The organism is Streptomyces sp. NPDC040610, from assembly GCF_055594065.1.
Genome location: NZ_JBVIXA010000007.1, coordinates 484574 through 506006, shown reverse-complemented (window position 1 = coordinate 506006; position 21433 = coordinate 484574). Strand labels below are relative to the sequence as shown.

The window sequence follows — 21433 nt, the reverse complement described above, 5'->3', positions numbered from 1 at the left end:
TCACACGCCGGACGGGCTATCTCCCACCCACCCGCCCAAGCCATTCACCAACTGAGCAACACCCCGGCACCATCAACCCCAACCTCCCCGCCCCGGCGAAGTTTTCAGCCCGTCCGGCGTTTGAGGACGAGGCGCGGAGCGCCGATTCGGGGGAGGACTGGCCGACCCGCACGGGACACCCACCCCCGGGGTCCAGGGGCAGAGCCCTGGGATCGGAGAAGGGGCGGGACTGGGGCGCCCCGCGAGGGCCGGGCGGTCAGGTGGACGGGGCCGACGTGGCCAGGGCCTCCGAGAGTTCGGCCGCGACCTGCTGCAGGACGGGGACGATCTTCTCGGTGGCTTCCTCGGTGACCCGCCCCGCGGGCCCGGAGATCGAGATGGCCGCAGCCGTGGGGGAGTCGGGCACGGACACGGCAAGACACCGCACCCCGATCTCCTGCTCGTTGTCGTCGACGGCGTACCCCGCCCGCCGCACCTCTTCGAGGGCATCGAGAAAACCATCGGCCGTGGTGATGGTCTTCTCGGTGGCGGCAGGCATACCCGTACGGGCGAGCAGCGCCCGCACCTCCTCCGCGGGCGTATGCGCGAGCAGCGCCTTCCCGACACCGGTGGAGTGCGGAAGAACCCGCCGCCCCACCTCGGTGAACATGCGCATGGAGTGCTTGGACGGCACCTGCGCCACGTACACGATCTCGTCCCCGTCGAGCAGCGCCATGTTCGCGGTCTCGCCGGTCTCCTCGACGAGTCGGGCGAGATAGGGCCGGGCCCAGGTGCCGAGCAGCCGGGACGCGGACTCGCCGAGGCGGATCAGACGCGGCCCGAGGGCGTAGCGGCGGTTGGGCTGCTGGCGGACGTACCCGCAGGCGACGAGCGTGCGCATCAGCCGGTGGATCGTCGGCAGCGGCAGCCCACTGCTGGCGGACAGCTCGCTCAGACCGACCTCGCCCCCCGCGTCCGCCATGCGCTCGAGCAGGTCGAAGGCGCGCTCGAGGGACTGCACGCCTCCGCTCGCGGGGGACTTCGCGGCGTCGGTGGTGCTGGCGCTAGACGTCGGCACGGCGCGTTCCTTTCGGGGCCTTACGGGAGGGCAGGCAAGGCAGCAGCCTACCGGGCGCTTTCCCGGACAGCCCCGGTGCCGTCGTCACGTCAGTGCCGGTCAGTGGGCGTTTGTCCGGTCTTCGAGGCGGGCGGGGACCTCCCTTGACGGTCCGCGTTGTAGATAGCTACGTTCTGGTGTGCGGAATTCTAATTCCACTTTGTGGAAACGTATAGGCCCTTGACGGATCCCGGCCCGAGGCGAAGACTTCTTCAACAGAACGTTGAATTCCGCTGGCCGGAAGGTCGGCGGAGGCGCACAGACGAACAGAGAGGGGCCGCGGTGTCCGGCGAGGAACTGGTGCTGCGCTCGACGCGCGTCATCACCCCGGAGGGGACGCGTGCCGCGTCCGTCGTCGTCTCGGACGGCACGATCGTGGCGGTGCGCGCGCATGACGCCGCCGTGTCGACGCACGCCCGCGTGGAGGACTTCGGCGACGACGCGCTGCTGCCCGGCCTCGTCGACACCCACGTCCACGTCAACGACCCGGGCCGCACCGAGTGGGAGGGCTTCTGGACGGCCACGCGCGCCGCGGCCGCCGGGGGCATCACCACCCTCGTCGACATGCCGCTGAACTCGCTGCCGCCGACGACCACGGTCGCGAACCTCCGTACGAAGAAGGGCGTGGCGGCGGCCAAGGCGCACATCGACGTCGGGTTCTGGGGCGGCGCGCTGCCCGACAACGTCAAGGACCTGCGGCCCCTGCACGACGCGGGCGTCTTCGGCTTCAAGTGCTTCCTGTCGCCCTCGGGTGTCGACGAGTTCCCCGAGCTGACGCAGGATCAACTCGCTGTGTCGATGGGGGAGATAGCCGGTTTCGGCGGCCTGCTCATCGTGCACGCCGAGGACCCGCACGAACTGGCCGCGGCCCCCGCGAGGAGCGGCCCGCGCTACACCGACTTCCTGGACTCCCGCCCGCGCGTCAGCGAGGACACCGCGATCGAGGGCCTCATCGCCGTCGCGAAGCGCATCGGCGCCCGTGTCCACATCCTGCACCTGTCGTCCTCCGACGCGCTGCCGCTGATCGCCGCCGCCAAGCGTGAGGGCGTCCGCCTCACCGTCGAGACCTGCCCGCACTACCTCACCCTGACGGCCGAGGAAGTCCCCGACGGGGCCAGCGAGTTCAAGTGCTGCCCGCCGATCCGCGAGGCCGCGAACCAGGACCTGCTGTGGCAGGCGCTCGCCGACGGCACCATCGACTGCGTCGTGACCGACCACTCCCCGTCCACCGCCGACCTCAAGACGCCCGACTTCGCCACCGCCTGGGGCGGCATCTCCGGCCTCCAGCTGAGCCTGCCCGCCGTGTGGACGGCGGCCCGGGCGCGCGGGTACGGCCTGGAGGACGTCGTGCGCTGGATGTCGACGCGCACCGCCGAGCTGGTCGGCCTCGACCGCAAGGGCGCCATCGAGGTCGGCCGCGACGCCGACTTCGCGGTCCTCGCGCCCGACGAGACCTTCACCGTGGACCCCGCGCGCCTCCAGCACCGCAACCGAGTCACCGCCTACGCGGGCAAGACTCTCCGCGGTGTTGTGAAGTCCACCTGGCTGCGCGGCCAACGCATCGTGTCCGACGGCGAGTTCAGCGCGCCGTCGGGCCGACTTCTGGAAAGGAAGAACTGATCACCGTGACGGCGACACCGATCCCCCGCTTCACCGGCGACGCGAACCCCTACGGCGGCGGCGAGCCCTACGCCGACTACCGCACCGCCGACTTCCCCTTCACCCAGCACGCCAACCTCGCGGACCGCCAGCTCGGGGCCGGTGTCATCGCCGCCAACGACGAGTTCTTCGCCATGCGCGAGAACCTGCTGCTGCCCAACGACGCCGAGTTCGACCCCGAGCACTTCGGCCACAAGGGCAAGATCATGGACGGCTGGGAGACCCGGCGGCGGCGCGGCGCCTCCGCCGAGCACCCCTGGCCCACCGCCGACGACCACGACTGGGCGCTCGTCCGCCTCGGCGCGCCCGGCGTCATCCACGGCATCGTCGTCGACACCGCGCACTTCCGCGGCAACTACCCGCAGGCCGTGTCGATCGAGGGCGCCAACGTCGAGGGCTCGCCCACCCCCGACGAACTCCTCGCCGACGGCGTGAAGTGGACGACCCTCGTGCCGCGTACGGCCGTCGGCGGTCACGCCGCGAACGGCTTCGCCGTCGACGCCCCCCAGCGCTTCACGCACCTGCGCGTCAACCAGCACCCCGACGGGGGCATCGCCCGGCTGCGCGTGTACGGCGAAGTCGTCGCCGATCCCGCCTGGCTCGCCGCCCTCGGCACCTTCGACGTCGTCGCCCTCGAGAACGGCGGCCAGGTCGAGGACGCCTCCGACCGGTTCTACTCGCCCGCCACCAACACCATTCAGCCCGGGCGGTCCCGGAAGATGGACGACGGGTGGGAGACGCGGCGGCGGCGCGACCAGGGGCACGACTGGATCCGCTATCGTCTCGCCGCGCAGTCCGAGGTCCGCGCCCTCGAGATCGACACCGCCTACCTCAAGGGGAACTCCGCCGGGTGGGCCTCCGTGTCCGTCCGGGACGGGGAGTCCGGGGACTGGGTCGAGGTCCTTGCGCGTACGCGGCTCCAGCCCGACACCAACCATCGCTTCACGCTGCCCGCGGCCGCCGTCGGGACGCACGCGCGCGTCGACATCTTCCCCGACGGGGGGATTTCGCGGTTGCGGCTGTACGGGGCGCCTACGGAGGGTGGGGCGGACGTGTTGGCCGCGCGGTATCGGGAGCTCGGGGGCTGAGGTCGGGGCCCTGCCGGGGGCTCCCCGATCCCGCCCCTTTCCCGAAACTGGGGCTCCGCCCCAGACCCCGCTCCTCAAACGCCGGAGGGGCTATATATGTCGCCGGTACGGCACGGTTTCAGCCCGTCCGGCGTTTGAGGACGAGGCGCGAAGCGCCGACAAGCGGGGGTCCAGGGGGCGGCAGCCCCCGGTTTCGGTGAAGGGGCGGGACTGGGGCGCCCCCGCGAGGCCTACGCCGCGTGCCCCCCGTCCACAGCCCACTCGGCCCCCGTCACGTACGACGCCTCCTCCCCGGCCAGGTAGGCCACGACGGAGGCGACTTCCCCGGCGGAGCCGTAGCGGCCGAGCGCGGTCCCGGCGGCCTGGGCCGAGGCGTAGGGCCCGTCGGCGGGGTTCATGTCGGTGTCGATGGGCCCCGGGTGCACGAGGTTCACGGTGACGCCGCGCTCACCGAGCTCACGGGCGAGCGCCTTGGTGAGCCCGACGAGCGCGGCCTTGCTGGTGGCGTACAACGTGCCCCCGCCCCCGGGCACATGCTGCACGATGCAGGAGCCGATGGACACGATGCGCCCACCGCGCCGCATCCGCCCGGCCGCGGCCTGGGAGGCGAGGAACACCCCGCGCACGTTCACGGCGAGCACCCGGTCGACATCGGCGAGGGCGAGGTCCCCGATGGGCCCGAGCACCCCCGCGCCGGCGTTGTTGACGAGGATGTCCAGGCCGCCCAGGTCATCGGCGGCCCGCTCCACGGCGCCCGACGCGTCCCCGGCGTCGGCCGCGTCGGCCCGGATCGCGAACCCCCGCCGCCCCATCGACTCGATCTTGGCGACGACCTCGCGGGCGGCGTCCTCGCCCTGGACGTAGGTGACGGCCACGTCGGCGCCCTCCTGGGCGAGCCGCAGGGCCGTCGCCGCGCCGATACCGCGGCTGCCGCCGGTGACGAGAGCCGTCTTGCCGGTCAGAGAAGACATGTCCGTACCTCTTCGTTCTCGTTCTAGGAAAGTGTTTGCGGGTTCAACCGCTTCGACGAGTTCCATCAAAGCCGTGGGCACGGGGGACGGCTGGCGGTAAATGGACGGGGATGCCGGGGATGCCGGGGGTGCCGGGGCCACCCGGTACGCGGCGATGAGTTCCGGCGCGGGCGGCGGTCTGAGTAGGTGAGACAGGCAGGACCGCGCCGCGGGCGCGGCGGCCACCCCGGAGAGGTCACACCATGAAGATCACGCTCACCCAGTTCCTCACCCTCGACGGCGTCATCCAGGCCCCGGGCGGCCCGGAGGAGGACACCAGCGGCGGCTTCCCGCACGGCGGCTGGTCGTTCCCGTACGGGGACGAGGACTTCATCCGGTTCGTCACGGAGGTCTTCGACCGGGCGGACGCCTTCCTGCTCGGGCGCAGGACGTACGACATCTTCGCCTCGTACTGGCCGAAGGTGACCGACCCCGCCGACCCCATCGCCTCCCGTCTGAACTCCCTGCCGAAGTACGTCGCCAGCTCCACGCTGACCGCTGCCGACTGGCAGGGCGCCGAGATCATCGGCCGCGAGGACCTGGTCAAGGACGTCACCGCGCTCAAGGAGCGACCGGGCCGCGAGCTGCAACTGCACGGCAGCGCGGGGCTCGCGCAGTCCCTGATGGAGCACGAGTTGATCGACACGCTCCATCTGCTGACGTTCCCCGTGACTCTCGGCACCGGGAAGCGCCTGTTCGCGGAGGGCGGCCTGCCGACCGCGTTCCGGCACACCGGGGCGCGTACGACGTCCAAGGGCGTCGCCATCCACACATACGAGTGCGACGGCCGCCCGGAGTACGGGAGTTACTAGCGCGAAGGGAGAGCGACCGCGGGGTGAACGTGGTGTGGGGAGGGATTCGCGAACGTGAGGGCCCCGGGGAGGCGGTTAACTTCCGGAAAATTCGATGTACTTGACGTTGACACATCAACCTCTACGCGCGTCATCCTGGGGGCATGCGAATCCCCCCACGGATCCTCAGTGTCACTGCCCTCGCCGCCGCCCTGCTCGTCGGCGGCTCCGTCACCGGCACCGCGAACGCCGCGGCCCCCCACAAGGTCGCCGCCGTCGCGCCCGCCGGGCTCTCGGCCGCCGCCGTCGGCGAGATCTGCTACTCCGACCTGCCGTCCCAGGCGCACGACACGCTCGACCTGATCGAGCGGGGCGGCCCGTTCCCGTACCCGCAGGACGGCACCGTCTTCCAGAACAGGGAAGGCATCCTGCCCAAGCAGAGCAACGGCTACTACCACGAGTACACCGTCAAGACCCCCGGCTCCCCGAACCGGGGCGCGCGCCGCATCGTCACCGGTGAGTCCCAGCAGGAGGACTACTACACCGCCGACCACTACCGCTCGTTCGACCTCGTCGACCGCGGCTGCTGACCGCGTCAGGGGCGGGGTCGGGCCGGGGCGCGCCCTGGCTCAGCCGAACCTGCGGCTCTCCGCCGCGGCGAACAGCGCGCACGCGAGCACGATCATCGCGATGCTCAGATACAGCTCGTAGCCGTCGACGAAGGCCAGGTGCTGTACCGCGCCCCACCCGCCCAGCCACCCGGTGAGCTCGTTCAGCAGGCCCACCGCGCCCTGGATCAGCAGGATCACACCGAGAAACTCCAGCAGCTGTTTCATGGCTCAACAGCCTCGCCCCGCGGCCCCGCGCGCACATCGGCCGCGGGGCGAGGCCCCGCCCGTCCCAAGGCGCACCCCGGCGCGCACCCCGTTCGCCCAAAGTCTCGGACGCTCCGACTTTCGTCGATGATCACGTTCGGGGGTCGGGTGTGGCGCCGTACGGTGCGTAGATTTGTCGAGTGTGAAGAGTCGTACGCAGCCCGCGGGCACCGCAGACGTCGGGACCGGGGCGGAGCCCGTGGCCCGCAGGCAGTGGTTCCTGCCGTCGGCGGTCGCCGCCGAGCTCGATCCGGACCGGGCCACCGGCAGGACCGGGCGGCACAAGCGGACCGTGCGCGACTGGATGGTCGACTTCGCCTGCTTCCTGATCGCCGTCTTCCTCGGCCTCGTCATCAGCGACGAGGTGCAGCACAACCCCACCGTCTCCGACGGCTGGGCCGCGCTCGACCATCTGCTCGGCGCGCTCGCCTGCGCCGGGGTGTGGCTGCGCAGGCGCTGGCCGGTGGGGTTCGCCGTCGCGATGGTCGCCGTCAGCCTGCTGTCCAACACCGCGGGCGGCGCCGCCCTCGTCGCCTACTTCACGCTCGCCGTGCACCGGCCCTGGAAGTACTCCGCCTGGCTCGTCGGCGCCGCCGTGGTGCTGATGGTGCCCTTCTACTGGTGGCGGCCCGACCCGGACCTGCCCTACGTCCTCTCGATCGTCCTCACCTCGCTGTTCGCCGCGACCACCGTCGCCTGGGGGATGTTCGTGCGCTCCCGGCGCCAGCTCCTGCTCGCCCTGCGCGACCGTGCCCGGCGCGCCGAGAACGAGGCCGCGCTGCGCGCCGAGAAGGCCCAGCAGCTCGCCCGCGAGGCCATCGCCCGCGAGATGCACGACGTCCTCGCCCACCGGCTCACCCTGCTCAGCGTGCACGCGGGCGCCCTGGAGTTCCGGCCCGACGCGCCCCGCGAGGAGATCGCACGGGCGGCCGGGGTCATCCGGGAGAGCTCGCACGAGGCGCTTCAGGACCTGCGGCAGGTCATCGGCGTCCTGCGCGGCGGCGACGCGGACGCGTCGGGGCGGCCGCAGCCCACCCTCGCCGCCCTCGACACGCTCGTCGCCGAGTCCCGGGAAGCGGGCATGAAGGTCGTCCTCGACCTGCGCGTCCCCGACCCGGAGTCGGTGCCCGCCGCGATCGGCCGCACCGCGTACCGCATCGCCCAGGAGGGCCTGACCAACGCCCGCAAACACGCGCCCGGCGCCGAGGTCACCGTCGTCGTCGCGGGCGCGCCCGGCGAGGGCCTCACCCTGTCCGTGCGCAATCCGCCGCCGCCCGGCGAGGTGCCGCAGGTGCCCGGCTCCGGGCAGGGCCTCATCGGCCTCACCGAACGCGCCGCGCTCGCGGGCGGACGCCTCACCCACGGCGGCGGTCCCGGCGGGAGCTTCGCGGTCGAGGCCTGGCTGCCCTGGGCCTGACGGCCGGGCTGTCGTGGACCTGACGACCTGGTGGCTTCGCTTCCGCACACCTTCTGTACGATCAGCCGCCACACAACGGAGAGTCGGAGGGCGGAGATCGTGACGGGGGAGAGCCCAGTGGGGTCGTCCGGCGGTGCGCCGGGGGACATACCGGGGGACAGCGGGGCGGACCGGACGCAGGGCGCGGACGCCCAACGGCTCGCACGCGTACGGCGGTTCGTCAGGACGCGGCGCGGCGCCACCGCCACCGGCCTCGCCGTCGCGCTGCTCGCGGGCGGCCTCGGCACCTGGGCCACGGACACCTGGCCCTTCGACGGCCGGGACCAGTACTGCTGGGGCGCCTGGGAGCAGGACAGCGGGCCCGGCGTCCTCGGCGACGAGGGCTTCAAGGGCGAGGACGGCCGCAGCCGTACGTCCACGGGGACCGCGCCGACGCCCGGCGCGCCGCGCGGCGAGTGCCGACTCACCGTCAGCTCCAGCCACACGTACAGCGACGGCGACAAGGAGCGGCAGCGCACCACCGTCCGGGTGCGGTACGGGCCCGCGCCCAAGCCCGCGGGCGAACGCGTCAGCTGGCTCGGCGGCTATCTCGCCGACCGCGCCATGCCCCTGCCGGGCGGCCTGCCCGGCACCGCCGACGGCAACCACGGCATCCTCGTCCTGCCCGAGCGCTGCGACACCCGCGACGGGCGCCCGACCGCCGTCACCCTCGACGCCCACGAGGAGTCGGACGCCGACGACACGGTGCCCGACATCCCCGACCTCGGCGGCTCCCAGGCCGTCGCCGAACTCCTCGTCGCCGCCGCCAACAAGGGGATGAAGGCCGCCGGTTGCGCCGGGTCCGAGCCGCTGCGCGTCAGCTCGGCGGTGCCGGAGCTGCCGGAGCGCGCGGACACCTTCTCCCGCGGCCCCGTCTGCCGCATCCCCGGCCTCGACGTCGGCGCCGACCTCACCAAGGAGACCGCGATGCGCCTGGAGTACCAGGTCGGTGCGGTCAACCGGGACCTGCAGTCCTGCTCGGCGCGGATCGGCCGCTCCCTGCGGCTCGGGGAGCGCACCGACCAGCCGCTGTTCGACGCCGTGATGGTGCGCGAGCCCCGGCTCACCCGGCTCCTCGACGGCGCGGCCGGGACCAGGGCACCCGCGAAGGGCTGGCGGGGCACCGGGAACTTCACCGCCGACCGCCGGTTCGTCCGCGCCGGGTGTGCGGGCCGCCCGACGGCGTTCCTGCTGCTCGGTACGCCGACGGGGGCCACGTCCGACTACTTCGCCACGTTCACCAACGCGGTGGCGCGGCGCCTCGGCTGCGCACCCGTCGCGCCGACCACCGACGCGGAGGGGAACCGTCGATGAGCGACATGGAGAAGGACGAGAAGGCGGGGCAGTCCGAGGGTGAGGTGACTCCTGCCCTGGCGGACAAGCCGCTCGGTGTCGTCGCCGCCGCCATCGCCGCCGCCCCTGCCCCCTGGTGGCACTGGCGCAGCCTGCGCCGTCTCACCCGTGGCCACCGGAGGCGTGCCGTCGCCGCGGCGCTCGCGGGGGCGTTGCTCGGCGGGACCGTCGTGGCCTGGCAGGCCGAGGCGGGGCCGTTCGAGCGGGAGCGGGCGTGCTGGGGCGCGCTCGACGAGGACGACGTCGCGGACCTGTTCCACGGCAAGCGGGACATCGCGTACTCCCAGATGGACATCGGCTACGACCGCATCGCGTCGGACGGGCCCTCCGGCCGGTGCGAGCTGCGGTCGCCGCGCGGCCACCGCGTCCGCGCCCAACTGCACCGGCTCGACACCCGGTTCGGCGGCGACCGCGACGTGTGGGCCGACGAGTACCTGTCCGCGCGGATGACGCCCCTGGGCGGCGGGCTGCTCGGCATGGTGTCGGACACGCGCGCGTGGCTCGCCGTACCGGAGGGCTGCGTCGGCCGCGCCCCCGACCGGGACGGGCCGCTCGTCGTCGACATGGAGGCGGGCTGGACGACGTACCGCGACCCCGTCGACACCGACGAGCGCGCCCGGCTCGCCCGCGCCGTCGTCAAGCTCGTCAACCACTACATGGACGACCAGGGGTGCGACAGCGACCTCCCCGACCCCACGGACCGCCTGGCCGCCCCCGCGCGGTTCATCGACGAGAAGCCCGGCGCGTTCTGCGGCGTCAAGGGGCTCGGGCTGCCCGGCTCCGGCGAGAGCAGCCGGTACGAACGCCCGCTGGTGAGCGGCGCCGGTGGCCCGGTGCGGACCTGCGACCGGGACGTCCTGTTCGGCCACCCGAAGCTGCGCCTGATGACGGTCGAGAGCTCCCGGCTCTCGGCGCTCTACCACGGGCTCTCCTTCGAGGGCGGCCGCCGGATCACGGCCGAGGGGGACACCAAGGACGAGACGCGGGGGCGCGGTTTCCTGCGCGAGGACATGGCGCTTTACCAGGCCTCCTGCCAGACCGGCGACGTCACCTTCCTGATCCGTTCGGACGACGGCGGCCGGGCCGCGGACATCCGCAGGCTCATGCCGCGCTACGTCGCCGCGGAGGCCGACCGGATCGGCTGCGGGCCGCTGCGCCTGAGGCTCCCGGCGTGAGGGGGCCCGGGCGTGCCGAGGGGGTACGCGAGGCTGGTTACGGTAGGCGCATGACACCGATCAGGCTGCTGCTCGTCGACGACGACCCGCTGGTCCGCGCCGGTCTTTCCTTCATGCTCGGCGGCGCCGACGACATCGAGATCGTGGGGGAGGCGGGCGACGGCAGCGAGGTCGCCGCGCTCGTCGCGGAGGTCCGGCCCCACGTCGTCCTGATGGACATCCGGATGCCCACGATGGACGGGCTCGCCGCCACGGAGGCCCTGCGCAAGCGGCCCGACGCCCCCGAGGTCGTCGTGCTCACCACCTTCCACGCCGACGAGCAGGTGCTGCGGGCGCTGCGGGCGGGGGCCGCCGGGTTCGTCCTGAAGGACACCGCGCCCGCCGAGATCGTCGCGGCGGTACGGGCGGTGGCCGCGGGCGAGCCGGTCCTCTCGCCCAGCGTGACGCAGCAGTTGATCTCGCAGGTGGCCGGGGGCGGCCCCGAACTCGACCGGCGGCGGCGCGCCCTCGACCGGCTCGACGTGCTCGGCGACCGGGAGCGTGAGGTCGCCGTCGCCGTGGGCAAGGGCGCGTCCAACGCGGACATCGCCGCCGAGCTGTACCTGAGCGTGGCCACCGTGAAGGCCCATGTGTCCCGCGTTCTGACCAAGCTCGACCTGAACAACCGCGTCCAGATCGCCCTGTTGGTCCACGACGCGGGCCTCCTGAACGACGACTGACCGACCCCGCACGTCAACGGCCCGCGGGCGCGGGTACGTTGGCGGCCATGACGGATGACAAGGGGCGGACGGCCGCGGCCCACGACGGGACGGGAGTGCCCGTGCTCGACCTGGACCTCGCCCGCAAGACCCTGGACGCCCAGCCCTTCAGCCGCCTGGTGCGCGCCGAGATCACCGCGTTCGGGGACGGCGCGGCCACCCTGGAGATCCCCGTACGCGGCGAACTCCGCCAGCAGAACGGCTTCGTGCACGGCGGCGTGCTGGCGTACGCGGCCGACAACAGCATCACGTTCGCGGCCGGGACCGCGCTCGGCCCCGCGGTCCTGACGTCCGGCTTCACCATCCAGTACGTGCGCCCCGCGACCGGCGCCCGTCTGGTGGCCCGTGCGACGGTGGCGGAGGCGACCCGCCGTCAGGCCGTCGTCCGCTGCGATGTGTTCGCCGTGGCCGACGACGGCGCCGAGTCGCTGTGCGCGCTGGCCCAGGGCACGGTCCGCGCCACGTCGACCTGAGCCGCGCCCGCCCCCGAGCCACGTCCGAGCCTGAGCCGCGCCCGTCCCCGAGGCCAGGCCAGGCCCGCCCCTCAGCCCTCCTCGGCCCTCCTCAGCCCCCGTCGACCTCCGCGAGCCGCACCGGCCGCCGCTCGGCCCGCGACCGCTCGCACGCCTCCGCGATCCGCAGCGCGTGCAGCGCCTCACGGCCGTCGCAGGGGTTGGCCCGCTCGCCGCGCACGACCTCCACGAACGCGGCCAGCTCCGCCTCGTACGCGGGCGCGAAGCGCTCCAGGAAGCCGGGCCACGGCTTGTCGGGCGCGGGCGGTCCGTCCGGCTCGGCCGAGGTGAGCGGGGTGCGGTCGTTGACGCCGACCGCCAGCTGGTCGGCCTCGCCCGCGAGCTCCATGCGGACGTCGTAGCCCGCGCCGTTGCAGCGCGTCGCCGTGGCCGTGGCCAGTGTGCCGTCGTCGAGGGTGAGCAGCACCGCGGCGGTGTCGACGTCGCCCGCCTCGCGGAACATCGCGGGTCCGGCATCGGAGCCGGTGGCGTACACCTCCACCACCTCGCGGCCCGTCACCCAGCGCAGGATGTCGAAGTCGTGCACCAGGCAGTCGCGGTACAGGCCGCCGGAGAGCGGCAGATACGCGGCGGGCGGCGGCGCCGGGTCCGACGTCATGGCCCGCACCGTGTGCAGCCGGCCGAGGCGCCCGGCCCGCACGGCGTCGCGGGCCGCCGCGTACCCGGCGTCGAAGCGCCGCTGGAAGCCGAGCTGGAGCACCGTGCCCGCCGCCTCGACCTCCGCGAGCGCGGCGAGGGTGCCGGGCAGGTCGAGGGCGATCGGCTTCTCGCAGAACACCGGCAGACCGGCCCGCGCCGCCCTGCCGATCAGCTCCGCGTGCGCCGAGGTCGCCGCCGTGACGACCAGGGCGTCCACGCCGGAGCCCGCCGTCCCCGCCGTGAAGAGCGCGTCCACCGAGGGCGCCGTCTCCGCGCCCACCCGGGCCGCGAGGTCCGCCGCCCTGGCGGCGTCCACGTCCGCGACGACGAGTGAGTCCACCCCCGGATGGCCGACCAGGGCCGCCGAGTGGAAAGTGCCGATACGTCCCGTTCCGATCAGTCCGATGCGCATGGGCACACCTTCGCGAGGCAGCCGCGCTCCTGTCAATGGTTTGTCCTGACAACAGAACTTCCGAACTTCCCGTCATCATCTCCCCGGACTACGCTCACCCCGTGACCGATCCAGCCGCGGCCAAAGCCGCCAAACCGGCCGTGGACCCCACGGTGGCCCTGCACCTCGGCGTCGACCGCAGCAGCCCGGTCCCGCTGTACTTCCAGCTGTCGCAGCAGTTGGAGGCGGCGATCGAGCGCGGCGCCCTGACCCCCGGCAGCCTCCTCGGCAACGAGATCGAGCTCGCGGGCCGCCTCGGCCTGTCCCGGCCCACCGTCCGCCAGGCCATCCAGTCGCTCGTCGACAAGGGCCTCCTGGTGCGCCGCAGGGGCGTCGGCACCCAGGTCGTGCACAGCCAGGTCAAGCGCCCGCTGGAGCTGAGCAGCCTCTACGACGACCTGGAGGCGGCCGGGCAGCGGCCCGAGACCCGGGTCCTGCGCAACGTCGTCGAGCCCGCGACCGCCGAGACCGCCGCCGCCCTCGGGGTCGCGGAGGGCGGCGACGTCCACCTGGTGGAGCGCCTGCGTCTGGCCCACGGCGAGCCGATGGCGTACCTGCGCAACCACATCCCGGCCGGACTGCTTCCGCTCGACACGGAGCGCCTGGAGGCCACCGGGCTCTACCGTCTGATGCGTGCCGCGGGGATCACGCTGCACAGTGCCCGCCAGTCCGTCGGAGCCCGTGCCGCCGGGGCCGAGGAGGCCGACCTGCTCACCGAGCCGGAGGGTGCGCCGCTGCTCACGATGCGCCGCACGACCTTCGACGACACCGGCCGCGCGGTCGAGTTCGGCTCCCACATCTACCGGGCCTCGCGGTACTCCTTCGAGTTTCAACTTCTGGTGCGGCCGTAAGAATGTTCTGACAAAGTCATTGACGCTGGCCCGCTCCCGCCGTTAGAACTCCTCAAGCCGCATCGGCGCGGCCGAAGCCGCGATCCGCGGCCGGGAGAAGGGCGGACCCCTCATGCGTACAGCCCGCACGGCAGCAGCGCTCCTAGCGGTCATCGCACTCGCGGCAGGGTGCAGCGGCTCCGGGGGCAAGGACTCCGAGGACTCCGGGAAGTCCGGGGGCTCCGGTGGCCAGGCCGCCGGGACCCCACGCCTGAAGATCGCGATGGTGACGCACTCCGGCGAGGGCGACACCTTCTGGGACATCGTCCAGAACGGCGCCAAGGAGGCCGCCAAGAAGGACAACGTCGAGTTCCTGTACTCCAACGACAAGGAGGGCAAGGGCCAGGCGGAGCTCGTCCAGACCGCGATCGACAAGAAGGTCGACGGGATCGTGGTGACGCTCGCCAAGCCGGAGGCGATGAAGGCCGTGCTCGGCAAGGCCCGCGCGGCCGGGATCCCGGTCGTCACGATCAACTCGGGCGGGGAGTACTCCACCCGCTTCGGCGCGCTCGGCCACATCGGCCAGGACGAGTCCGTGGCGGGCGAGGCCGTCGGCGACGAACTGGACCGGCGAGGGCGGAAGAAGGCCCTGTGCGTGATCCACGAACAGGGCAACGTCTCGCTGGAACAGCGCTGTGCGGGTGTGAAGAAGACCTTCGACGGCACGGTGCAGAACCTCAACGTCGACGGCACCAACGCGCCCGGCGCCCAGTCGTCCGTCAGCGCCAAGCTCCAGGCCGCCAAGGACATCGACGCGGTCGTCACCCTGGGCGCGCCGATCGCGGCCGTGTCCGTGAAGGCGAAGGAGGACGCGGACAGCGAGGCGGAGGTCGACACCTTCGACCTCAACGCCGAGGTGGTCAAGCGGCTCAAGGCGGGCGAGGTCGGCTTCGCCGTCGATCAGCAGCCCTACCTCCAGGGCTACCTCGCGATCGACGAGCTGTGGCTGTACAGGTCCAACGCGAATGTGATCGGCGGCGGCAAACCGGTCCTGACCGGTCCGGCCGTGGTGACCAAGAAGGACGTACCGAAGCTGGAGAAGTACACCGCCCGCGGTACCCGATGACCACACGGCTGATCCGTGTGACCGATACTTGGGCGGCCGGGTCCGGGCAGCGGGCCCGGCCGCACCGAAGAACACAGCAAGCACTGCAAACCGAATCGGCGCCGCGAACGCAAATGTGGACGGCTCCGTGCGCACCGCAGGCACAGCAGACACTGGACAGCAAGAAGGGCACGACGTCGTGGCAAGGGTTCGGACTGGAGTACGTGCGGTGGGTGCCGTGCTTGTGGCGGTGCTCGGGGTGTCCCTGGCGGGATGCAGCAGCACCGGCGGCAAGCGCGCCGAGGACGCCCGCAAGGCGCAGCAGGCACAGGGCAGGGCCGCGGTGAACACGCCGCGCTGGACGTTCGCGATGATCACGCACTCGGGCGACGGCGACACGTTCTGGGACATCGTGCAGAGCGGCGCCAAGCAGGCCGCCGTGAAGGACAACATCAAGTTCCTGTACTCGCACCACGACGAGGCGCAGCAGCAGGCGCAGCTCGTGGACGCCGCCATCGACAAGAAGGTCGACGGCATCATCGTCACGCTGGCCAAGCCGGACGCGATGAAGGCCGCCGTGGCCCGCGCGACCAAGGCCGGGATCCCGGTGGTCACGGTGAACTCGGGCTCGGCGGAGTCCAAGCAGTTCGGCGCCCTGACCCACATCGGCCAGGACGAGACGATCGCGGGCGAGGCCGTCGGCGAGGAGCTGAACAAGCGCGGCAAGAAGAAGGCGCTGTGCGTCCTGCACGAGCAGGGCAACGTCGGCCACGAGCAGCGCTGCGAGGGCGCCAAGAAGACGTTCGACGGCGATATGCAGAACCTGTACGTCGAGGGCACCAACATGCCCGACGTGCAGTCCTCCATCGAGGCCAAGCTCCAGTCCGACAAGGACATCGACGCCGTGGTCACCCTCGGCGCGCCCTTCGCCGACACGGCCGTGAAGGCCAAGGACGGCGCGGGCAGCAAGGCCGAGATCGACACGTTCGACCTCAACGAGAAGGTCGCGGGCGGCCTGAAGTCCGGCACGCTGGGCTTCGCCGTGGACCAGCAGCCCTACCTTCAGGGCTACGAGGCCGTGGACCTGCTCTGGCTCTACAAGTACAACGCCGATGTGCTCGGCGGCGGCAAGCCGGTCCTCACCGGACCGCAGATCATCACCAAGGACCAGGCCGCCGAGCTGGAGGAATACGCGAAGCGGGGGACCCGATGAGCGCGACCGCACCTGCACCCGCACCGTCACCGCAGCGGCCCGAGAAGGCGGTCGACGAGCGGCTTCTGAAGACCTCGCCGCTGAAGAAGTTCCTGGGCCGGCCCGAGCTCGGCTCCGTCGTGGGCGCCGTGGCGGTGTTCCTGTTCTTCGCCGTCGTCGCCGACAGCTTCCTGCGCGCGACGAGCCTCGCCACCGTCCTGTACGCGGCCTCCACGATCGGCATCATGGCGGTGCCGGTGGCGCTGCTGATGATCGGCGGTGAGTTCGACCTGTCGGCGGGCGTCATGGTGACGACGTCCGCGCTGATCTCGTCGATGTTCAGCTACCAGATGACGGCGAACGTCTGGGTCGGCGTGGGCGTGTCCCTGCTGGCCACCCTCGCCATCGGCGTCTTCAACGGCGTGATGCTGATCCGCACGGACCCGCCGAGCTTCATCATCACGCTCGGTACGTTCCTGATGCTCACCGGCGCGAACCTGGGCTTCACCAAGCTGATCAGCGACACCGTCTCCACCAAGTCGATCTCCGACATGGAGGGCTTCTCGTCGGCGAAGGACGTGTTCGCCTCGACGATCACCATCGGCGACGTCGACTTCAAGATCACCATCGTCTGGTGGCTGGCGATGATCGCGGTCGCCACCTGGATCCTGCTGCGCACCCGCGCCGGAAACTGGATCTTCGCGGTCGGCGGCGGTGAGCAGGCCGCCCGTGCGGTCGGCGTCCCCGTCGGCAGGACCAAGATCGGCCTGTACATGGGCGTCGCCTTCGGCGCCTGGGTCTCCGGCCAGCACCTGCTCTTCAACTACGACGTCGTGCAGTCCGGCGAGGGCGTCGGCAACGAACTGATCTACATCATCGCGGCCGTCATCGGCGGCTGTCTGATCACCGGCGGCTACGGCTCGGCGGTCGGCGCCGCGGTCGGCGCCCTGATCTTCGGCATGACCAGCAAGGGCATCGTGTACGCCGAGTGGAACCCGGACTGGTTCAAGTTCTTCCTCGGAGCGATGCTGCTCCTCGCGACCCTGCTCAACGCCTGGGTCCGCAAGCGCGCGGAGGCGACGAAATGACCACTGAGGCCGTGGCCAAGGAAGAGACGGCCCCCGCGGACCGTACGCCGCTGGTCGAGCTCGACGCCGTCAGCAAGTACTACGGCAACATCCGGGCCCTCGAGGGCGTCTCCCTCGAAGTGCACGCCGGGGAGATCTCCTGCGTGCTCGGCGACAACGGCGCGGGCAAGTCCACCCTCATCAAGATCATCGCGGGGCTGCACCAGCACGACGCGGGCAGCCTGCGCATCGAGGGCGAGGAGACCAGGCTCTCCAGCCCCCGCGAGGCCCTGGACCGCGGCATCGCCACCGTCTACCAGGACCTGGCCGTCGTCCCGCTGATGCCGGTCTGGCGGAACTTCTTCCTCGGCTCCGAGCCGACGAAGGGCACCGGCCCGTTCAAGCGCCTCGACGTCGACCTGATGCGCCGGACGACGCACGCGGAGCTGCTCCGCATGGGCATCGACCTGCGCGACGTGGACCAGCCGATCGGCACCCTGTCCGGCGGTGAGCGCCAGTGTGTGGCGATCGCCCGCGCCGTGTACTTCGGCGCGAAGGTCCTCGTCCTGGACGAGCCCACCGCCGCGCTCGGCGTGAAGCAGTCCGGCGTCGTCCTCAAGTACGTCGCGGCCGCCCGGGACGCGGGCCTCGGTGTGGTCCTGATCACCCACAACCCGCACCACGCCTACCTGGTCGGCAACCGCTTCGTCCTCCTCAAGCGCGGGGCCATGTCCGGCAGCCACACCCGCGCCGAGATCACCCTCGACGAGCTGACCCGCCAGATGGCGGGCGGCTCCGAGCTGGACGACCTCCGTCACGAACTCGAGCGCGCCCCGTAAGGGGCGCGGGGAACTGCGCGACCAGCCCCGACAAAGCCGCAGACGCATCTGCTGAGTGCCGAGCAGACGCGTCTGCGGCTTTTCTCTGGCTGAGCGCGCAGTTCCCCGCGCCCCTGACGGGGCCCCGGCACCCCGGTCCCGTTGTGCGCGCCCCCGCGAGCGTGAGGCAGAATCGGCCCGATGAGCACCTACCGCGACCTCACGCACCGCGGCTCCGCACGAGCCACCGTTCTGCGGACCGTGGGCACGCGTGAGCGCCGATCCCATCTGACGGCGCCCCGCGTCCCCACCGTCGGCATCGACATCGGCGGCACGAAGGTGATGGCGGGCGTCGTGGACGCCGACGGCAACATCCTGGAGACGCTGCGCACCGAGACGCCGGACAAGTCCAAGAGCCCGAAGGTGGTCGAGGACACCATCGTCGAGCTGGTCCTTGACCTGTCCGACCGGCACGACGTGCACGCCGTCGGCATCGGCGCCGCGGGCTGGGTGGACGCGGACCGCAACCGCGTCCTGTTCGCCCCGCACCTGTCCTGGCGCAACGAACCCCTGCGCGACCGCATCTCCGGCCGCCTCGCGGTGCCCGTGCTCGTCGACAACGACGCGAACACCGCCGCGTGGGCCGAGTGGCGCTTCGGCGCGGCCCGCGGCGAGGACCACCTGGTCATGATCACGCTCGGCACCGGCATCGGCGGCGCGATCCTGGAGGACGGCCAGGTCAAGCGCGGCAAGTTCGGGGTCGCGGGCGAATTCGGCCATATGCAGGTCGTGCCCGGCGGCCACCGCTGCCCGTGCGGCAACCGCGGCTGCTGGGAGCAGTACAGCTCCGGCAACGCCCTGGTGCGCGAGGCCCGCGAGCTGGCGGCCGCGGACTCCCCGGTGGCGTACGGCATCATCGAGCGCGTCAAGGGCAACGTCCCCGACATCACGGGCCCCCTCATCACCGAGCTGGCCCGCGAGGGCGACGCCATGTGCGTCGAGCTGCTCCAGGACATCGGCCAGTGGCTCGGCGTCGGCATCGCCAACCTCGCCGCCGCCCTCGACCCGTCCTGCTTCGTCATCGGCGGCGGCGTCAGCGCGGCCGACGACCTGCTCATCGGCCCGGCCAGGGACGCCTTCCGCCGCCACCTCACCGGCCGCGGCTACCGCCCCGAGGCCCGCATCGCCCGCGCCCAGCTCGGCCCCGAGGCGGGCATGGTGGGCGCCGCCGACCTGGCCCGGCTCGTCGCCCGCCGCTTCCGGCGCGCCAACCGCCGCCGCGTCGAGCGCTACGAGCGGTACGAGCGCTACGCCGAGGCCCGCCGCTCCAACGACCGCACCGCCCAGGGAACCCAGTAGATGACCGTGCCCCGCCAGCCCTCGTCCCCGGACCTGCCGGGCCCGCCCGGACCGGGTGACGCGGAGCAGCGCCCTCCGGAAGACCGCCGCCACATGCTCCGCCGTCGCTGGCTCACCGCGACGATCATCGTGCTGCTCATCGGCGTACCCGCCGTGTATCTGCTGATCTCCGCGAACCAGAGCCGCGACAGCGGCCGCGACAAGGAGAAGAAGTACTCCGCGACCGGCCTCACCGCGGGCTGGCCCTCCAAGGTCCAGCGCCGCCTCTACGACGTGCCGATCCCGCCGTACTCCGCGGAGGTCGCCTACTACGAGACCAACAACTGGCGCACCAGCCGCCTGTACGTCCAGTTCCTCACCAGCAACGAGGGCCTCGACAAGTTCCTCAGGGCCACCGGCACCGGCAAGGGCGTCAGCGCCCTGAAGAAGAACGACATCACCATCAGCAAGCGCGACCGGAAGGTCGTCGGCTGGGAGTTCACCGACCCCGGGCCCTGGTGGGGCCTCACCCACAAGATGAAGAACCCCACCCCCACCCAGGACATCGTCGTGAACCGCTCCGACCCGAAGCACCCCATGGTGTACGTGGTGTCGACGACGACGCCGTAGCGGCGCCGTGCACGAACGGGCCGAGGCCGTGACGGGACACGTCACGGCCTCGTAGCATGTCGGGATGATCCTCAGCCGCAGCACCTGTGCCACCGGAAGCATCCGGGTCCGCGCACTGCCGTCGCACGCCTGTTGTTGATCCTCCTGCTCTCTCGCTTTCCCTCTCTTCCCTCTCTTCTTTCCTCTCGGTACGTCGCTGCTCGTCCCGTGCGCCGCTCGCTTCCCTGACGGCGTACGGCACTTCGCGCACTCGGAAAAGACCGTCACGCCCGCCGCGGAAGGCTGCCCTCATGACGCCCACGGAACCGATCACCGAAGCCGCGTACGACCGCCGTCGCCTGCGGCAGTGGCTCGCGGGCGCGGCCCGCGCCGACGGAGTGGCCCGCCGCGACGTGCTGCGGCTCGCCGCCGCCGCGGGCCTCGCGGCAGCCGTGCCCCTCGCCTGGCCCGCCCCGCGCGCACGGGCCGCGACCATGCCTGGCATCGTCAAACCGCTGCCCGACGACGTGTTCACGGTGCGTGGCACGAACGCCGAGACCCGCTTCGACGCGCTCGCCGACACCGGTCAGCTGACCCCCGCCTCGCACTTCTTCGTACGCAACCACACCACCACGCCCCGCCTCGACGCCACCGCGTGGCGGCTCACCGTGTGGGGAGACGGACTCACCGGCGGCGCACGGGAGTTCACGCTCGCCGACCTGAAGCGGCTGCCGTCGACGGCGCGCACGGCGTTCGTGGAGTGCGCGGGCAACGGCCGCAGCCTGTTCCAGACCCAGCAGGGCCAGCCGGTGTCGGGCACGGCCTGGACGCTCGGCGCCATCGGCACCGCACGCTGGCGCGGGGTCCGGCTCGCCGACGTCCTGCGCCGGGCGGGCCTCTCGCGCCGGGCCGTGGACGTCATGCCCCGTGGCCTCGACGACGACTACGTCACGGCCGACGGCACGAACCTCGGCCGGGTGCGGCGCCCGCTGCCCCTCGCGAAGGCCCTGGACGACGTCCTCCTCGCGTACGAGATGAACGGCGAGCCGCTGTCGCCCGACCACGGCCACCCCGTGCGCGTCGTCGTGCCCTCCTGGATCGGCATCGCGTCCATCAAGTGGGTCGGCGACATCGAGGTCTCGACGACACCGCTCTACTCGCCCTGGAACACCGACTTCTACCGCCTGTTCGGCCCGCACTTCCCGGCCGAGGGCTCACCGCCGCTCACCCGCCAGACCCTGAAGTCGGCCTTCGAACTCCCCTGGAACGCCACGCTCCGGGCCGGAGTCCGGCACCGCCTCACGGGCCGCTCCTGGTCGGGCGACGGCGCCGTCGCCCGCGTCGACATCAGCACCGACCAGGGCGGCACCTGGCACCGCGCCCGCCTCCACGACATACCCCGGCGCGGCTCCTGGGTGCGCTGGTCCACCGACTGGCGGCCGCGCACGCCCGGCCCCGCGACACTCCTCGCCCGCGCCACGGACACGACCGGGCGCAGCCAGCCGACGACGACGGCCCACAACACCCAGGGGTATCTCTTCGACGCGGTGGTGCGGCATCCCGTGACGGTGGCGTGAGGCCGGGGCGGGG

21 protein-coding genes are annotated in these 21433 nt (G+C 72.2%); 17 read left to right on the top strand and 4 right to left on the bottom strand.

Annotated elements, in window-relative coordinates:
* Positions 1 to 256 precede the first annotated feature (256 nt).
* Positions 257 to 1057, bottom strand: a complete 801-nt coding sequence (locus tag ACZ6AA_RS25785; protein WP_468454433.1) for an IclR family transcriptional regulator — start codon at positions 1055 to 1057, stop codon at positions 257 to 259.
* Positions 1058 to 1378: 321 nt separating this feature from the next.
* Here ACZ6AA_RS25785 and allB point away from each other — a divergent pair, with 321 nt between their 5' ends.
* Together allB and alc are read left to right on the top strand one after the other, a co-directional pair.
* Positions 1379 to 2716 (top strand): allantoinase AllB, encoded by a 1338-nt coding sequence (gene allB / locus ACZ6AA_RS25780; RefSeq protein WP_468454435.1) that lies wholly within the window; start codon positions 1379 to 1381, stop codon positions 2714 to 2716.
* A 5-nt stretch (positions 2717 to 2721) separates the two neighbouring features.
* Positions 2722 to 3843 carry an allantoicase gene (gene alc / locus ACZ6AA_RS25775; protein ID WP_471460164.1) on the top strand — a complete coding sequence of 374 codons (1122 nt, stop codon included), beginning with the start codon at positions 2722 to 2724 and terminating at the stop codon, positions 3841 to 3843.
* Between the two features lie 230 nt (positions 3844 to 4073).
* Here the strand turns inward: alc and ACZ6AA_RS25770 are convergent, their stop codons facing one another.
* Positions 4074 to 4814 (bottom strand): SDR family NAD(P)-dependent oxidoreductase, encoded by a 741-nt coding sequence (locus ACZ6AA_RS25770; RefSeq protein WP_468454439.1) that lies wholly within the window; start codon positions 4812 to 4814, stop codon positions 4074 to 4076.
* A gap of 242 nt (positions 4815 to 5056) precedes the next feature.
* On the opposite strand from ACZ6AA_RS25770, the gene ACZ6AA_RS25765 reads away from it, so the two are divergent.
* Positions 5057 to 5665 (top strand): dihydrofolate reductase family protein, encoded by a 609-nt coding sequence (locus ACZ6AA_RS25765; RefSeq protein WP_468454441.1) that lies wholly within the window; start codon positions 5057 to 5059, stop codon positions 5663 to 5665.
* Between the two features lie 143 nt (positions 5666 to 5808).
* Positions 5809 to 6234 carry a guanyl-specific ribonuclease gene (locus ACZ6AA_RS25760; protein WP_468454443.1) on the top strand — a complete coding sequence of 142 codons (426 nt, stop codon included), beginning with the start codon at positions 5809 to 5811 and terminating at the stop codon, positions 6232 to 6234.
* Positions 6235 to 6273: 39 nt separating this feature from the next.
* On the opposite strand, the gene ACZ6AA_RS25755 is transcribed toward ACZ6AA_RS25760, so the two are convergent.
* On the bottom strand, positions 6274 to 6480 hold the full coding sequence (locus ACZ6AA_RS25755; protein WP_030361883.1) for a hypothetical protein: 207 nt from the start codon (positions 6478 to 6480) through the stop codon (positions 6274 to 6276).
* 181 nt (positions 6481 to 6661) lie between these two features.
* On the opposite strand from ACZ6AA_RS25755, the gene ACZ6AA_RS25750 reads away from it, so the two are divergent.
* From ACZ6AA_RS25750 to ACZ6AA_RS25730, 5 genes are all read left to right on the top strand, one after another.
* A complete protein-coding gene (locus ACZ6AA_RS25750; protein ID WP_468454445.1) occupies positions 6662 to 7936 on the top strand; it encodes a sensor histidine kinase in 1275 nt (424 codons plus the stop codon).
* Positions 7937 to 8053: 117 nt separating this feature from the next.
* Entirely contained in the window at positions 8054 to 9289 is a 1236-nt protein-coding gene (locus ACZ6AA_RS25745; protein WP_468454447.1) for a hypothetical protein, read from the top strand.
* Positions 9286 to 10503: a hypothetical protein gene (locus tag ACZ6AA_RS25740; RefSeq protein ID WP_471460160.1), complete on the top strand. Its 1218-nt coding sequence runs from the start codon at positions 9286 to 9288 to the stop codon at positions 10501 to 10503. Before ACZ6AA_RS25745 ends, ACZ6AA_RS25740 begins: the two co-directional genes overlap by 4 nt.
* Positions 10504 to 10553: 50 nt before the next feature.
* Entirely contained in the window at positions 10554 to 11222 is a 669-nt protein-coding gene (locus tag ACZ6AA_RS25735) for a response regulator (RefSeq protein WP_468454451.1), read from the top strand.
* A gap of 47 nt (positions 11223 to 11269) precedes the next feature.
* The gene (locus ACZ6AA_RS25730; RefSeq protein ID WP_468454453.1) at positions 11270 to 11734 is read left to right on the top strand and encodes a PaaI family thioesterase; all 465 of its coding nucleotides are present in this window, start codon (positions 11270 to 11272) and stop codon (positions 11732 to 11734) included.
* Between the two features lie 91 nt (positions 11735 to 11825).
* Here the strand turns inward: ACZ6AA_RS25730 and ACZ6AA_RS25725 are convergent, their stop codons facing one another.
* Positions 11826 to 12845 carry a Gfo/Idh/MocA family protein gene (locus ACZ6AA_RS25725; RefSeq protein ID WP_468482661.1) on the bottom strand — a complete coding sequence of 340 codons (1020 nt, stop codon included), beginning with the start codon at positions 12843 to 12845 and terminating at the stop codon, positions 11826 to 11828.
* A 140-nt stretch (positions 12846 to 12985) separates the two neighbouring features.
* On the opposite strand from ACZ6AA_RS25725, the gene ACZ6AA_RS25720 reads away from it, so the two are divergent.
* From ACZ6AA_RS25720 to ACZ6AA_RS25685, 8 genes are all read left to right on the top strand, one after another.
* A complete protein-coding gene (locus ACZ6AA_RS25720; protein ID WP_468455030.1) occupies positions 12986 to 13735 on the top strand; it encodes a GntR family transcriptional regulator in 750 nt (249 codons plus the stop codon).
* A 112-nt stretch (positions 13736 to 13847) separates the two neighbouring features.
* On the top strand, positions 13848 to 14840 hold the full coding sequence (locus tag ACZ6AA_RS25715) for a sugar ABC transporter substrate-binding protein (protein ID WP_468454457.1): 993 nt from the start codon (positions 13848 to 13850) through the stop codon (positions 14838 to 14840).
* A 178-nt stretch (positions 14841 to 15018) separates the two neighbouring features.
* Positions 15019 to 16032, top strand: coding sequence for a sugar ABC transporter substrate-binding protein (locus ACZ6AA_RS25710; RefSeq protein WP_471460157.1), 1014 nt, complete (start codon positions 15019 to 15021; stop codon positions 16030 to 16032).
* Positions 16029 to 17099, top strand: coding sequence for an ABC transporter permease (locus ACZ6AA_RS25705; protein ID WP_468454461.1), 1071 nt, complete (start codon positions 16029 to 16031; stop codon positions 17097 to 17099). The genes ACZ6AA_RS25710 and ACZ6AA_RS25705 overlap by 4 nt, the downstream gene beginning before the upstream one ends.
* Positions 17096 to 17917, top strand: coding sequence for an ATP-binding cassette domain-containing protein (locus ACZ6AA_RS25700; protein ID WP_468454463.1), 822 nt, complete (start codon positions 17096 to 17098; stop codon positions 17915 to 17917). The genes ACZ6AA_RS25705 and ACZ6AA_RS25700 overlap by 4 nt, the downstream gene beginning before the upstream one ends.
* A 180-nt stretch (positions 17918 to 18097) precedes the next feature.
* Positions 18098 to 19255 (top strand): ROK family glucokinase, encoded by a 1158-nt coding sequence (locus ACZ6AA_RS25695; protein WP_030361870.1) that lies wholly within the window; start codon positions 18098 to 18100, stop codon positions 19253 to 19255.
* On the top strand, positions 19256 to 19864 hold the full coding sequence (locus tag ACZ6AA_RS25690) for a sugar kinase (RefSeq protein ID WP_468454465.1): 609 nt from the start codon (positions 19256 to 19258) through the stop codon (positions 19862 to 19864).
* 290 nt (positions 19865 to 20154) lie between these two features.
* Positions 20155 to 21420 (top strand): sulfite oxidase, encoded by a 1266-nt coding sequence (locus tag ACZ6AA_RS25685; RefSeq protein WP_468454467.1) that lies wholly within the window; start codon positions 20155 to 20157, stop codon positions 21418 to 21420.
* The last annotated feature ends 13 nt before the right edge of the window (positions 21421 to 21433 follow it).